Here is a 12603-nt window from a genome sequence, read left to right on the forward strand (position 1 = left end):
ACCCCGAACGCACAAGGACGTGCCGGGTCACAGCAGCTCCCTCACCCGGCTCCGGATCGCCCTCACCGTCTTCTTCGCCCTCGACGGCTTCGTCTTCGCCGGCTGGGTCGTGCGCATCCCCGCCATCAAGGCGCAGACCGGCGCCTCCGCCAGTGCCCTCGGCCTCGCCCTCCTGGGCGTCTCCGCCGGGGCCGTCGTCTCCATGACTCTCACGGGGCGCCTGTGCCGCCGCTTCGGGAACCACCGGGTCACGGTGGTCTGCGCCGTCCTGCTCTCCCTGAGCGTCGCCCTGCCCCCGCTGACCCACTCGGCGCTCGCGCTGGGCCTGGTCCTGCTGCTCTTCGGGGCCGCGTACGGCGGGATCAACGTGGCCTTCAACAGCGCGGCCGTCGAGCTGGTGGCCGCGCTGCGGCGGCCGGTCATGCCGAGCTTCCACGCGGCGTTCAGCCTGGGCGGCATGGTCGGAGCGGGGCTGGGCGGGCTGGTCGCGGGGGTCCTCTCCCCCACGCGGCACCTGCTGCTGCTCACCCTCGTCGGCCTGGTCGTGACCGCCGCGGCGGGCCCCACGCTCCTGCGGCACGAGCCACCGGCGCCTCCGGAGCGGGACCTGCCCGCCGAAGGCGCCCCGCGCCGCCTGGACGGCCGCACCCGGGGACTGGTGATCGTATTCGGCGTGATCGCGGGGTGCACCGCGTACGGCGAGGGGGCGCTGGCCGACTGGGGCGCCCTGCACCTCGAACAGGACCTGCACGCCTCGGCGGGCGCGGCGGCCGCGGGCTACTCCTGCTTCGCGCTCGCCATGACGGTGGGACGCCTGAGCGGCACGACGCTGCTGGAACGCCTCGGGCGGACCCGGACCGTCGCCGCCGGCGGCACCACCGCGGCGGCCGGAATGCTGCTCGGCTCCCTCGCCCCCTCCCTCTGGGCGGCCCTCCTCGGATACGCGATCACGGGCATCGGCCTCGCGAACCTCTTCCCCGTGGCGGTGGAACGCGCGGGCGCACTCGCCGGCCCCGGCGGCGTCGCCACGGCCTCCACGCTCGGCTATGGGGGCATGCTCCTCGGCCCGCCCGCGATCGGCTTCATGGCGGACTGGTTCACCCTGCCGGCCGCGCTGACCAGCGTGGCGGTGCTGGCGGCGGTGGCGGCGGTCGTAGGGGCGCTGGTGGAAGCGGCCGCCCGGCGCGCGGCCGGGGGCTGAAGGGGAGACGCTGCCAGGGGGGATGCCGGTGATCCTGGGTACCCGTGGCCACGCCCGTGGTGATCACGGGCCGTACGACGTGCACAAGGAGGCAGACCCGTGACCGAACAGCAGCACCCCGGCGAGCAGCACCCGACCCCGGAGTTTCCCTCCCAGGACCAGCCGCACCCCGGCTGGACGGGGCCCATGGACCCGCCCCCGGACCACGGTGAGGAGTCCTACCGGGGCAGTGGCCGGCTGGCCGGCCGCAAGGCCGTGATCACCGGCGGGGACTCCGGTATCGGCCGAGCGGTCGCCCTCGCGTTCGCCCGCGAGGGAGCCGACGTGCTCTTCACCCATCTGGATGACGAGAAGGACGACGCCGCCGAGACGGCCCGGCTCGTCGAGGCGGCCGGCCGCCGTGCGGTGCCCGTCTCGTGCGACGTCCGGGAGGAGGAGAACTGCCGGGCGCTGATCGAGCGGGCCGTGGACGAGTTCGGCCGGATCGACATCCTCGTGAACAACGCGGCCTACCAGATGTCCCAGCCCGACGGCATCGAGGCGATCACCACCGAGCAGTTCGACCGGGTGCTGCGCACCAACCTGTACGGCATGTTCTGGCTGTGCAAGCTGGCCCTGCCGCACATCCCCGAGGGCGGCAGCATCATCAACTCCACGTCGGTGCAGGCGTACAAGCCGAGTCCGCATCTGCTGGACTACGCGACGACGAAGGGCGCGATCGTCACGTTCACGCAGGGGCTGGCGCAGATGCTGATCGAGAAGGGCATCCGCGTCAACGCGGTGGCGCCGGGCCCGGTGTGGACGCCGCTGATCCCGGCGACCCTGCCGGACACCCAGACGTTCGGCAAGCAGGCCCCCATCGGACGGCCCGCGCAGCCGGCCGAGATGGCTCCGGCGTACGTCTTCCTCGCCTCGCAGGAGGCGTCGTACATCACCGCCGAGATCGTCAACGCGACGGGCGGGACGCCGCTGCCGTGATCCTCGTCTGAAATTCCGGGGCCCGGAGGACACCGCGTGCGGCAGACTCGGCGCCATGGAGACCGCCGAGTTCCTTCGAGCACTGGAGACGGAAGGCCGGCTGCTGGCCGCGGCCGCCGAGGAGGCCGGGACCGACGCCAAGGTGCCGACGTGCCCCGGGTGGCAGGTGCGCGATCTGTTGCGGCATACGGGCGCCGTGCACCGCTGGGCCGCCGCGTTCGTCGCGGAGCAGCTCACCGAGCGCCGTCCGCTGGTCGAACCCACCGGCCTGGACGGCGCGGAGCTCGTGTCCTGGTACCGCGACAGCCACCGGCACCTGGTCGGCACGCTGGCCGGTGCGTCGCCCGACGTGGAGTGCTTCGCCTTCCTGCCCGCGCCGTCGCCGCTGGCCTTCTGGGCCCGTCGGCAGGCGCACGAGACGGCCGTGCACCGGGTCGACGCCGAGTCCGCGCGCGGGGGCAGCCCGACCGGCGTCACCCCCGAGTTCGCCACCGACGGCATCGACGAACTGCTGCGCGGCTTCCACGCCCGCTCCAGGAGCCGGGTGCGCACCCCCGGGCCGCGCGTCCTGCGGGTCCGCACGGAGGACACCGGCGTGGTGTGGACCGTACGGCTGTCGCCGGAGCCGCCCGTGACGACGCGGGACGCCTCCGGCGAGGCCGAGTGCGAACTGTCCGGTCCGGCCGAGGAGTTGTACCTGGCACTGTGGAACCGGGCTCCGCTGCCGAAGGCCACCGGCGACCAGGCGCTGGCCGCGCTGTGGCGGGAGGCGTCGGCGATCTGAACAGCCGCCGGCCGGTGATCAGCCGTCAGCGGCCGATCAGCCGTCGGTGAGCATCCGCGCCAGCACCGCGCGCTGCACGGGAAGCACCTCGCCGTGCAGCGCGCGCCCCTTCGCCGTGAGGCAGACCTTCACGCCGCGCCGGTCCTCGGAGCACATGCCGCGCTCGACAAGGCCCTCCTTCTCCAGCCGGGCGATCAGCCGCGACAGCGCGCTCTGGCTCAGATGGACCCGCTCGGAGATCTCCTGGACGCGGTAAGACGGCGTGCCCTTAGGCGTGCGGCACCCGGCGAGGACGTCGAGCACCTCGAAGTCGCTGGCGCACAGGCCGTGGCCGTGCAGCGCACGGTCGAGTTCGCACTGTGTCCGCGCATGCAGCGCCAGAATGTCCCGCCACTGTTCCACGAGCGCCTGCTCGGCCTGCTGAGCCATGCGCCGCACCGTAACAGAGAACCGAGATTGTTGCACCTGAATTAAATGCATTTGCATCTCATGCATACGCATGTAGTGTCCGGGGCATGACCTCTCCGCTCATCTCCCCGGCGTCCGAAGGACGTTGGACGCCACGGCTCTGGGGCACCCTGCTCGTGCTCTGCGCCGCGATGTTCCTGGACGCGCTGGACGTGTCCATGGTCGGCGTCGCCCTGCCGTCCATCGGTGCCGACCTCGGCCTGTCGACCTCGGCGCTGCAATGGATCGTCAGCGGCTACATCCTGGGCTACGGCGGACTGCTGCTCCTCGGCGGCCGCGCCGCCGACCTGCTGGGCCGGCGCCAGGTCTTCCTGGTGGCCCTCGGCGTCTTCGCGCTCGCCTCGCTGCTCGGCGGTCTCGTCGACTCCGGTCCGCTGCTCATCGCCAGCCGCTTCATCAAGGGCCTGAGCGCGGCCTTCACGGCCCCGGCCGGCCTGTCGATCATCACCACGACGTTTCCCGAAGGCCCCCTGCGCAACCGCGCCCTGGCCATCTACACCACCTGCGGAGCCACCGGCTACTCGATGGGGCTGGTCTTCTCCGGCCTGCTCACGGAGGCCAGCTGGCGGCTCACCATGCTCCTGCCCGCCCCCGTCGCGCTGATCGCCCTGTTCGTCGGCATGAAGCTGCTGCCGCGCACCGAGCGCGAGCGCGGCCGGGGCGGCTACGACGTCCCCGGCGCCGTCCTCGGCACCGCCTCGATGCTGCTGCTCGTCTTCACCGTCGTCGAGGCGCCCGAGGTGGGCTGGGGCTCGGCCCGCACCGTCCTGTCCTTCGCCGCGGTGGCCGTTCTCCTGGCGGCCTTCGTGGCCGTCGAGCGGCGCAGTCCCAGCCCGCTGATCCGGCTCGGCGTGCTGCGTTCGGGGCCGCAAGTGCGGGCCCAGCTGGGCGCGTTGACGTTCGTCGGCAGCTACATCGGCTTCCAGTTCCTGGTGACGCTGTACATGCAGCAGTTGCTCGGCTGGTCCGCGCTGCACACGGCCCTTGCCTTCCTGCCGGCGGGCGCGCTGGTGGCACTGTCGGCGACGAAGGTCGGAGCCGTCATCGACCGCTTCGGCACGGCCCGGCTGATGGTGCTGGGCTTCGCGCTGATGGTCACCGGGTACGTGCTGTTCCTGCGCATCGACCTCGACCCGGTCTACGCGGCGGTGATCCTGCCGACGATGCTGCTGGTCGGCTCCGGCTTCGCACTGACCTTCCCGTCCCTCAACGTCCAGGCCACCAACGGTGTGGACGAGCACGAGCAGGGCATGGTCTCCGGGCTGCTCAACACCTCGGTCCAGGTCGGTGGCGCGATCTTCCTCGCCGTGGTGACGGCGGTGGTGACCGCGAACTCCCCCGAGGGCGGCACCCCCTCTCCGCAGGCCGTCCTGGACAGTTACCGGCCCGGCCTGGTGGTCGTGACGCTCGTCGCCTTCGCGGGCCTGCTGATCACCCTCACGGGCCTGCGGCCCCGCCGGGACCGGCCGTCCTCCGGACCGTCCGTCGTCGTCGCCAAGTCCACCCCGAAGGAGGCGGAGCGCGTCGCCGTCCGCGACTAGCGCAACCCGGGGGACCGCCTCCGACCGTGCGCCCGGCGGGCCGCCTTGCCCGCCGGGCGCACCCCTGTTTCACTCGCCGTATGACCAGCAACGGGGGACGGCGTACACAGGCCGAACGGGACGCGATCACCGTCGAGATCGGATACGCGCTGTGCAGCGCGGCCTTCGCGGCGGCGGTGGTGTTCGGGGCCGTGGCCGGGCCCGCGCTGCTCTTCGACCTGCCGGAGACGCCGGAGCGCCTGCTGCCGCGCTTCGGTCTGGTGCTCGCGCTGGTGCTCTTCGCCGTCCGGGTCGTCAGCGTGCTGGTCCGGTTCCGGAAGGCCGGTCAGCCCAGCCAGCCTGGCCGCACCAGCCCCGACTCGTAGGCGAGCACGACCAGTTGGGCCCGGTCGCGGGCGCCGAGCTTCACCATCGTGCGGCTGACGTGGGTCTTCGCGGTGAGCGGGCTGACGACCAGGCGGCGGGCGATCTCCTCGTTGGACAGGCCGATCCCGACCAGCGCCATCACCTCCCGCTCCCGCTCGGTGAGCCGGGCCAGGGCGCCGGCCGCCGCCGGTTCCTTGGAGCGGGAGGCGAACTCGGAGATCAGCCGCCGGGTGACGCCCGGCGACAGCAGGGCATCGCCTGCGACCACCGCCCGTACGGCGCGCAGGAGTTCGTCCGGCTCGGTGTCCTTGACCAGGAAGCCGGAGGCACCGGAGCGGATCGCCTCGAAGACGTACTCGTCGAGCTCGAAGGTGGTGAGCATGACGACCCTGACGTCCTTCAGACCGGGGTCGCCGGTCACCTGCCGGGTCGCGGCGAGGCCGTCGAGGGCGGGCATGCGGATGTCCATCAGGACCACGTCGGGCCGCAGTTCGCGGATGCGGCGCACGGCCTCCGCACCATCGGCGGCCTCCGCGGCCACCTCGATGTCGGGCTGCGCGTCGAGCAGCGCCCGGAACCCCGCCCGTACCAGTGCCTGGTCGTCGGCGAGCAGTACGCGGATCACCGGTCCTCCTGTGTCGGTCCGGGAGAGGTGCGGGCGGACGGCGTGAGCGGCAGCACCGCGAGCACCCGGAACCCGCCGTCCGGGCGCGGGCCCGCCTCGATGGTGCCACCCAGGGCGGCGGCCCGCTCCCGCATCCCCGCGAGCCCGTTGCCACTGCCACCCGCGTCGTCCCCGGTCGCGGGCCCGTCGTCGTCCACGCGCAGCCGCAGCACCCGCGCGTCGTGCATCAGGTGCACGCGCGCGTGCCGCGAACCCGAGTGCCGTACGACGTTGGTCAGGGCCTCCTGGACGATCCGGAAGGCGGCGAGGTCCGTGCCGGGGGCGAGGCGCGGCGGCTTCCCCTCGACGTCGACCGTGAGGCCCGCACCCGCGGCCTGTTCCACCAGTTCGGGCAGCCGGTCGAGCCCGGGCGCGGGGGCGCGCGGCGCGTCACCGGGTGCGCGCAGCGTGTCGAGCACCTGGCGCACCTCGCCGAGCGCCTCCTTGCTCTGGTCCTTGATGGTGGTGAGGGCCGTGCGGGCCTGCTCGGGGTCGGTGTCGAGGAGCGCGAGGCCGACCCCGGCCTGCACGTTGATGACGGAGATGCTGTGGGCGAGGACGTCGTGCAGCTCCCGCGCGATCCGCAGCCGCTCCTCGTCGGCCCGGCGCCGCGCGGCCTCGGCACGCCCGGCCCGTTCGCGGACCCACTGCTCGCGCCGGACGCGGAACAGTTCCGACACCGCCGCGATGGCCACCAGCCAGGTGGCGACGACGATCTCCTCGCCCCAGGAGACGGCTGAGTCGCCGGACGGCGGCAGCCACCGGAAGAGCCAGTGCGCCACCAGGACGTGCCCGGCCCACAGCATGCCCATCGCGGCCCAGGCCGCCCGGCGGTGCCCGGCGACGACGGCGCTGAAGCAGGCCAGGGCGACGGTCAAGAGCACCGGCCCGTAGGGATACCCGGCCCCCAGATAGACCATGACGGCGGCCGCCGTGCCGAACACCACCGCCACCGGATACCGCTTGCGCCACAGCAGCAGCCCCGCGGCCACCACCAGCAGCACCCGTGCGAAGAGATCCAGGTCCGCCCGCTCACCCTGCTGTCCGTGGGCGGCGAAGCCCGAACCGACCAGGACGAACACGGTCACGAGGACCGTGGAGCGCCAGGGCCAGCGCGTCGCGGGGTGTTCCCACCGGTCCCACGGCGGGGGTCCGTGCCGCCACCCCTGCGGCGGACCGCTCCGCGCGCGCTGCTCGTCCATACCGGCCACGCTAGACGCCACGCCGCCGCAGCCGCGTCACCCCGGCGAGGTGATCACGCGTACTCCCCGGGAAGTACGCGCGATGAACCGCCCGGTGGCCTACCGGGGCCCGGAAGCCAGCCCGGCCCCCCGGGCGAGTTGTCCCACCGCGTGCCGGAAGAACGTCTCCCGGTCCTCCACGACCCGGTTGAACTGGCCGAACAGCTCGAAGCCGACCAGTCCGTACAGCTGGGCCCAGGCGGCGACGAGGGCCGTGACGACCTCCGGGGGGAGGTCGGGAGCGAGGTCGGCGGCCATGCGCTCGGCCTCCGGGCGGAGGTCGTCCGCCATCGCGGGCCGGCCGGGAGCCGGGCCCTGGTGGGCGTCGCGGGCGATGCCGATGAGCAGCAGGCCGACGCGGGCGGCGGCCGGGACGGTGGTGTCGGGGGCCGTGTAGCCGGGGACGGGCGATCCGTAGATCAGCGCGTACTCGTGCGGATGGTCCAGCGCCCAGCCACGCACCGCCTCGCAGACCGAGATCCAGCGCTCGAAGGGCGGGGCCGACGCATCGTGGGCCGCCTCGGCGCTCTCCCCGAGGGAGTCGTAGGCGTCGATGATGAGAGCGGTCAGCAGGTCGTCACGGCTGGGGAAGTAGCGGTACAGCGCGGAGGAGACCATGCCGAGCTCACGGGCGACGGCCCGCAGGGAGAGCCGGGCGGCGCCCTGAGCCGCGAGCTGTCTGCGGGCCTCGTCCTTGATGGCCGCGGTGACTTCGATCCTGGCCCGGGCACGGGCGCCCTGTGCGGTGCTCATGCCAGGCAGTCTCCCATGAGAACGGAGCACTGCACACAGAACGGAGCGGTGAACACAAAAGAGAGCACTGCTCTTGCGCGGGCAGGGCGGGCTCATGCACACTGACGTCAGAGAGCGAGAGCAGTGCTCACAGAAGAGAGCGCCGCTTCGCCGCCACCCGAGGGGGCCCCATGTCCACGCACGTCCAGAAGCCCGGCTGGTTCACCGTCAACGTCTTCAACCGCGTCGTGGCCTGGATGACCCGCCGCGGCATCAGCGTCTGGGGCTCGCGTGTCCTCGCCGTCCGCGGCCGCAAGAGCGGCCAGTGGCGCACCACCCCGGTCAACCTGCTGACCCTCGACGGCAAGCAGTACCTGGTCGCCCCCCGCGGCCATGTGCAGTGGACGCACAACATGCGCGCCGCGGGCGGCGGCGAACTGCACCTCGGCAAGCGCGTGGACACCTTCACCGCGGCCGAGGTGGGCGACGACGACAAGGCCCCGGTCCTGCGCGCCTACCTCAAGCGCTGGAAGGCGGAGGTCGGGGTCTTCTTCAACGGCGTCGGCCCCGACTCCCCCGACGCCGAACTGCGTCGCATCGCCCCCGACCACCCGGTTTTCGAGATCACTCCGGCGAACTGACCTCGCCGCCCGCGGCGGGACGGCGGTCCAGCGCGGCCAGGGCCCGCTGGGCGATCGGATACGTGCGGACGATCTCGCCCAGCGACGTCGAGCCCTGCGTGATCTCCTTGAACGCCTTCCACGCCGGGCGGAAGCCTGTCAGCGCCCCGTGGAACAGGCCGGGTCGGCGCTCGAACACCGTCAGCAGCCGCTTGCCGACGCTCATCTCCACCCCCAGCCCGGCCTTGACGGCGAACGCGTAGTTGAGAGCCTGCCGGCGCGTGTCCACGGCGTCGTGCGCCTCGGCGATCCGCACCGCCCACTCCCCCGCGAGCCGGCCGGAGCGCAGCGCGAAGGAGATGCCCTCGCGGGTCCACGGCTCCAGCAGCCCCGCCGCGTCGCCGCACACCAGCACCCGCCCGCGCGAGAGCGGCGAGTCGTCGGCCCGGCAGCGGGTCAGGTGCCCGGAGGAGATGCTCGGTTCGAAGCCGGCGAGGCCGAGCCGCCCGATGAACTCCTCCAAGTAGCGCTTGGTCGCGGCGCCTTCGCCGCGGGCCGAGATCACCCCGACCGTCAGGGTGTCGCCCTTGGGGAAGACCCAGCCGTAACTGCCGGGCATGGGACCCCAGTCGATGAGCACCCGGCCCTTCCAGTCCTCGGCGACGGTCTCCGGCACCGGGATCTCCGCCTCCAGGCCGAGATCCACCTGACCGAGCTTGACCCCGACGTGCGCCCCTATGCGGCTGGCACTGCCGTCCGCCCCGACGACGGCCCGCGCGAGCACGACCTCGCCGCCCTGGAGGGCCACGGCGACCGTGCGCCGGTCCGGCACCGCCGAGCCGTGCTGCTCGACCCGCTGGACCGTGACGCCCGTCCGCAGCTCGGCGCCCGCCTTCTGCGCGTGCTCGACCAGCTGCTGGTCGAACTCGGGCCGGTTGATCAGCCCGAACAGCATCTGCTTCGAGCGGCGCGTGCGCGTGAACCGGCCGTTGTTGGAGAACGTCACCGCGTACACCCGGTCGCGCAACGGCAGCTCGAAGCCGGGCGGCAGGGCGTCGCGTGAGGGGCCGATGATGCCGCCGCCGCACGTCTTGTACCGCGGCAGTTCGGCCTTCTCCAGCAGCAGCACGCGTCTGCCGGCCACCGCCGCCGCATAGGCGGCCGAAGCGCCCGCGGGTCCCGCGCCCACCACGACGACGTCCCACACCTGCCGCACGTCGTCCGCCGAAGAGTTCTCGCTGCTCACGATGGTCTACTGCTCCCGATCAAGCCGCCTGCCGCTGTCTCCCGCATCCTACGGCGGCGGTCACCGCAGGCCGCTGTGGGAGGATCGGCGACGTGGGTGGCCCTTACACGGGGCCGCGCCCACACCACACGATCACCGCGTACCGAGAAGTACGCATCCGTACAACGTCGCACCCACGAGGAGCGTGCCCATGTCGTCGAATCCGGTCGCCGAGACCGTCGCCTCGCTGATGCCCAGGGCGAAGGAGGAGCTCACCGAACTGGTGGCCTTCCGGTCGGTGGCGGACTTCGACCAGTTCCCCAGGAGCGAGAGCGAGGGCGCCGCACGCTGGGTCGCGGACGCGCTCACCGCCGAGGGCTTCCAGGACGTGGCCCTGCTCGACACCCCCGACGGCACGCAGTCGGTCTACGGCTACCTGCCCGGCCCGGCCGGCGCGAAGACCGTCCTGCTCTACGCCCACTACGACGTGCAGCCGCCGCTGGACGAAGCCGCATGGACGACGCCGCCGTTCGAGCTGACCGAGCGGGACGGGCGCTGGTACGGACGCGGAGCCGCCGACTGCAAGGGCGGCCTGATCATGCACCTGCTGGCGCTGCGCGCGCTGAAGGCGAACGGCGGGATCCCCGTCGGCGTCAAGGTGATCGCCGAGGGCTCCGAGGAGATGGGCACGGGCGGTCTGGAGCGCTACGCCGAGGCCCACCCCGAGCTGCTCGCGGCGGACACGATCGTCATCGGCGACGCGGGCAACTTCCGCGCCGGTCTGCCGACCGTGACCTCCACCCTGCGCGGCATGACGCTCGTCCGCGTACGGATCGACACGCTCGCGGGCAACCTGCACTCCGGCCAGTTCGGCGGCGCGGCACCCGACGCGCTGGCCGCGCTGATCCGGGTCCTGGACTCGCTGCGCGCCGAGGACGGTTCGACGACCGTCGAGGGGCTCTCCGGCGGCGCTGCCTGGGAGGGTCTGGAGTACGGGGAGGAGCAGTTCCGGCAGGACGCCAAGGTGCTCGACGGTGTGGAGCTGATCGGGTCCGGTACGGTCGCCGACCGGATCTGGGCGCGCCCGGCCGTCACGGTCATCGGCATCGACTGCCCGCCGGTCGTCGGTGCCACCCCGTCCGTGCAGGCGAGTGCCCGGGCGCTGATCAGTCTGCGGGTGCCGCCGGGGGTGGACGCGGGCGAGGCGACCAAGCTGCTCCAGGCGCACCTGGAGACGCACACGCCGTGGGGTGCGCGGGTGAGCACCGAGCAGATCGGTGAGGGCCAGGCGTTCCGCGCCGACACCGGCAGTCCGGCGTACCAGGCCATGGCGGCGGCGATGGCGGTCGCCTACCCGGGCCAGGAGATGCAGTACGCGGGGCAGGGCGGCTCGATCCCGCTGTGCAACACGCTGGCCGCCCTCTACCCGAGCGCGGAGATCCTGCTCATCGGGCTGAGCGAGCCGGAGGCGCAGATCCACGCGGTGAACGAGAGTGTGTCCCCCGACGAGCTGGAGCGCCTGTCGGTGGCGGAGGCGCTGTTCCTGCGCAACTACGCGGCCGGCTGACCGCTCCCCACTCCGGCAGAAGGCCCCCGTCCTCGGCGGATCCAAGGGGCCTTCTGCTCGACACCTCTCGCACCCCCGCCGGCATGATCGGGCGCACAGGTCCTAGCCGAGCGCCGGGTCCAGGACGATGTCCTCCTCGCGCGCGGCGACCGTGGGCTCCTCGGGGAAGTGGCAGGCGGTGAGATGGCCCGTGGGGCTGCCCTCCGCCCGGGCCAGAGGCGGTTCCTCGGTGGCGCACTTGTCCTGTGCCTTCCAGCAGCGGGTGCGGAAGCGGCAGCCGGAGGGCGGGTCGATCGGGGACGGCACGTCCCCGGCCAGCCGGATGCGTTCGCGCCGCTCCACGGCGTCCGGGTCGGCCTCGGGCACGGCGGACAGCAGCGCGTGCGTGTAGGGGTGCCGGGGCCGGGTGTAGAGCGACTCCCGCTCGGCGACCTCCACGATCTTGCCGAGGTACATCACGGCGACCCGCTCGGAGAAGTGCCGTACCACGGCCAGGTCGTGGGCGATGAAGACGAAGGCGATGCCGAACTCCCGCTGGAGGTCCTGGAGCAGGTTGACGACCTGCGCCTGGATGGAGACGTCCAGCGCCGACACCGGCTCGTCGGCCACGATCAGCTTCGGCCGCAGGGCGAGGGCGCGGGCGATGCCGATGCGCTGGCGCTGGCCGCCGGAGAACTCGTTCGGATAGCGGTTGTAGTGCTCGGGGTTGAGACCCACCGTCTCCAGCAGTTCCTGGGCGCGCTTCTTGTGCCCCTGGGGCGGGTTGATGCCGTTGAGCCGCATCGGCGTCTCGATGATGGTGCCGACGGTGTGCCGGGGGTTCAGCGACGAGTACGGGTCCTGGAAGATCATCTGGAGGTTGCGCCGGGCCTCCTGCATCCGCCCGGGCGACCGGTGCGTGATGTCCTCGCCGTCGAACACGACGGAGCCGCCGGTGGGTTCGAGCAGCCGGGTGATCAGCCGGCCCGTGGTCGACTTGCCGCAGCCGGACTCGCCGACCAGGCCCAGCGACTCACCGGGCCCGACCGAGAAGTCGATGCCGTCGACGGCCCGGACGGCCCCGATCTGGCGCTGGAAGATGATGCCCTGCCGGATGGGGAAGTGCTTCTGCAGACCGCGCACCTCCAGCAGGTTCTCGCCGGTGTGCTCGGCGGCGGGGCGGTCGGTGCTCTGCCCGGTGCGGGGCTCGGTGGTGCTCACGGCATGGTCCCTTTCG

The 12603-nt window shown here is 72.8% G+C and carries 13 protein-coding genes; 7 read left to right on the forward strand and 6 right to left on the reverse strand.

The genetic code is table 11. The features are described from left to right. Nucleotides 1–19 precede the first annotated feature (19 nt). The 3 genes from OO68_RS06000 (at nt 20) to OO68_RS06010 (ending at nt 2963) form a co-directional block, all read left to right on the forward strand. Nucleotides 20–1201 (forward strand): MFS transporter, encoded by a 1182-nt coding sequence (locus OO68_RS06000; protein WP_033307081.1) that lies wholly within the window; start codon nt 20–22, stop codon nt 1199–1201. Between the two features lie 99 nt (nt 1202–1300). Beyond that, the gene (locus OO68_RS06005; RefSeq protein ID WP_033307082.1) at nt 1301–2179 is read left to right on the forward strand and encodes an SDR family oxidoreductase; all 879 of its coding nucleotides are present in this window, start codon (nt 1301–1303) and stop codon (nt 2177–2179) included. A 55-nt stretch (nt 2180–2234) separates the two neighbouring features. Then, entirely contained in the window at nt 2235–2963 is a 729-nt protein-coding gene (locus tag OO68_RS06010) for a maleylpyruvate isomerase family mycothiol-dependent enzyme (protein ID WP_033307083.1), read from the forward strand. Between the two features lie 36 nt (nt 2964–2999). Here OO68_RS06010 and OO68_RS06015 read toward each other — a convergent pair whose 3' ends face one another. Continuing rightward, nucleotides 3000–3392, reverse strand: coding sequence for a MarR family winged helix-turn-helix transcriptional regulator (locus OO68_RS06015; protein ID WP_031103771.1), 393 nt, complete (start codon nt 3390–3392; stop codon nt 3000–3002). Between the two features lie 86 nt (nt 3393–3478). On the opposite strand from OO68_RS06015, the gene OO68_RS06020 reads away from it, so the two are divergent. Further along, nucleotides 3479–4972, forward strand: coding sequence for an MFS transporter (locus OO68_RS06020; RefSeq protein WP_033307084.1), 1494 nt, complete (start codon nt 3479–3481; stop codon nt 4970–4972). A gap of 80 nt (nt 4973–5052) precedes the next feature. Continuing rightward, nucleotides 5053–5337: a DUF6332 family protein gene (locus OO68_RS06025; RefSeq protein WP_033307085.1), complete on the forward strand. Its 285-nt coding sequence runs from the start codon at nt 5053–5055 to the stop codon at nt 5335–5337. Here OO68_RS06025 and OO68_RS06030 read toward each other — a convergent pair. The 3 genes from OO68_RS06030 to OO68_RS06040 form a co-directional block, all read right to left on the reverse strand. Beyond that, complete coding sequence (locus tag OO68_RS06030) at nt 5298–5963, reverse strand: response regulator (RefSeq protein WP_033307086.1); 666 nt, start codon at nt 5961–5963, stop codon at nt 5298–5300. The genes OO68_RS06025 and OO68_RS06030 overlap by 40 nt on opposite strands. Beyond that, nucleotides 5960–7204, reverse strand: a complete 1245-nt coding sequence (locus OO68_RS06035) for a sensor histidine kinase (RefSeq protein ID WP_106974277.1) — start codon at nt 7202–7204, stop codon at nt 5960–5962. Before OO68_RS06035 ends, OO68_RS06030 begins: the two co-directional genes overlap by 4 nt. 99 nt (nt 7205–7303) lie before the next feature. Further along, entirely contained in the window at nt 7304–7996 is a 693-nt protein-coding gene (locus OO68_RS06040; protein ID WP_033307088.1) for a TetR/AcrR family transcriptional regulator, read from the reverse strand. 170 nt (nt 7997–8166) lie between these two features. Here OO68_RS06040 and OO68_RS06045 point away from each other — a divergent pair, with 170 nt between their 5' ends. Further along, nucleotides 8167–8616 (forward strand): nitroreductase family deazaflavin-dependent oxidoreductase, encoded by a 450-nt coding sequence (locus tag OO68_RS06045; RefSeq protein WP_033307089.1) that lies wholly within the window; start codon nt 8167–8169, stop codon nt 8614–8616. Here OO68_RS06045 and OO68_RS06050 read toward each other — a convergent pair. Continuing rightward, complete coding sequence (locus OO68_RS06050) at nt 8600–9841, reverse strand: geranylgeranyl reductase family protein (protein ID WP_033307090.1); 1242 nt, start codon at nt 9839–9841, stop codon at nt 8600–8602. The two genes, OO68_RS06045 and OO68_RS06050, sit on opposite strands and share 17 nt — an antisense overlap. Nucleotides 9842–10031: 190 nt before the next feature. Here OO68_RS06050 and OO68_RS06055 point away from each other — a divergent pair, with 190 nt between their 5' ends. Beyond that, complete coding sequence (locus OO68_RS06055; protein WP_033307091.1) at nt 10032–11387, forward strand: dipeptidase; 1356 nt, start codon at nt 10032–10034, stop codon at nt 11385–11387. A gap of 102 nt (nt 11388–11489) precedes the next feature. On the opposite strand, the gene OO68_RS06060 is transcribed toward OO68_RS06055, so the two are convergent. Next, complete coding sequence (locus OO68_RS06060) at nt 11490–12587, reverse strand: ABC transporter ATP-binding protein (RefSeq protein ID WP_033307092.1); 1098 nt, start codon at nt 12585–12587, stop codon at nt 11490–11492. Nucleotides 12588–12603: the final 16 nt, after the last annotated feature.

This window comes from Streptomyces iakyrus, from assembly GCF_000717055.1.
GTDB classification, from domain to species: domain Bacteria; phylum Actinomycetota; class Actinomycetes; order Streptomycetales; family Streptomycetaceae; genus Streptomyces; species Streptomyces iakyrus.

Excerpts from the sequence above, each read along its gene's own strand:
- OO68_RS06010 (WP_033307083.1), top strand. The coding sequence starts at position 2,235 with ATGGAGACCGCCGAGTTCCTTCGAGCACTGGAGACGGAAGGCCGGCTG.
- OO68_RS06015 (WP_031103771.1), bottom strand. The coding sequence starts at position 3,392 with ATGGCTCAGCAGGCCGAGCAGGCGCTCGTGGAACAGTGGCGGGACATT.
- OO68_RS06020 (WP_033307084.1), top strand. The coding sequence starts at position 3,479 with ATGACCTCTCCGCTCATCTCCCCGGCGTCCGAAGGACGTTGGACGCCA.
- OO68_RS06025 (WP_033307085.1), top strand. The coding sequence starts at position 5,053 with ATGACCAGCAACGGGGGACGGCGTACACAGGCCGAACGGGACGCGATC.
- OO68_RS06035 (WP_106974277.1), bottom strand. The coding sequence starts at position 7,204 with ATGGACGAGCAGCGCGCGCGGAGCGGTCCGCCGCAGGGGTGGCGGCAC.
- OO68_RS06040 (WP_033307088.1), bottom strand. The coding sequence starts at position 7,996 with ATGAGCACCGCACAGGGCGCCCGTGCCCGGGCCAGGATCGAAGTCACC.
- OO68_RS06045 (WP_033307089.1), top strand. The coding sequence starts at position 8,167 with ATGTCCACGCACGTCCAGAAGCCCGGCTGGTTCACCGTCAACGTCTTC.
- OO68_RS06055 (WP_033307091.1), top strand. The coding sequence starts at position 10,032 with ATGTCGTCGAATCCGGTCGCCGAGACCGTCGCCTCGCTGATGCCCAGG.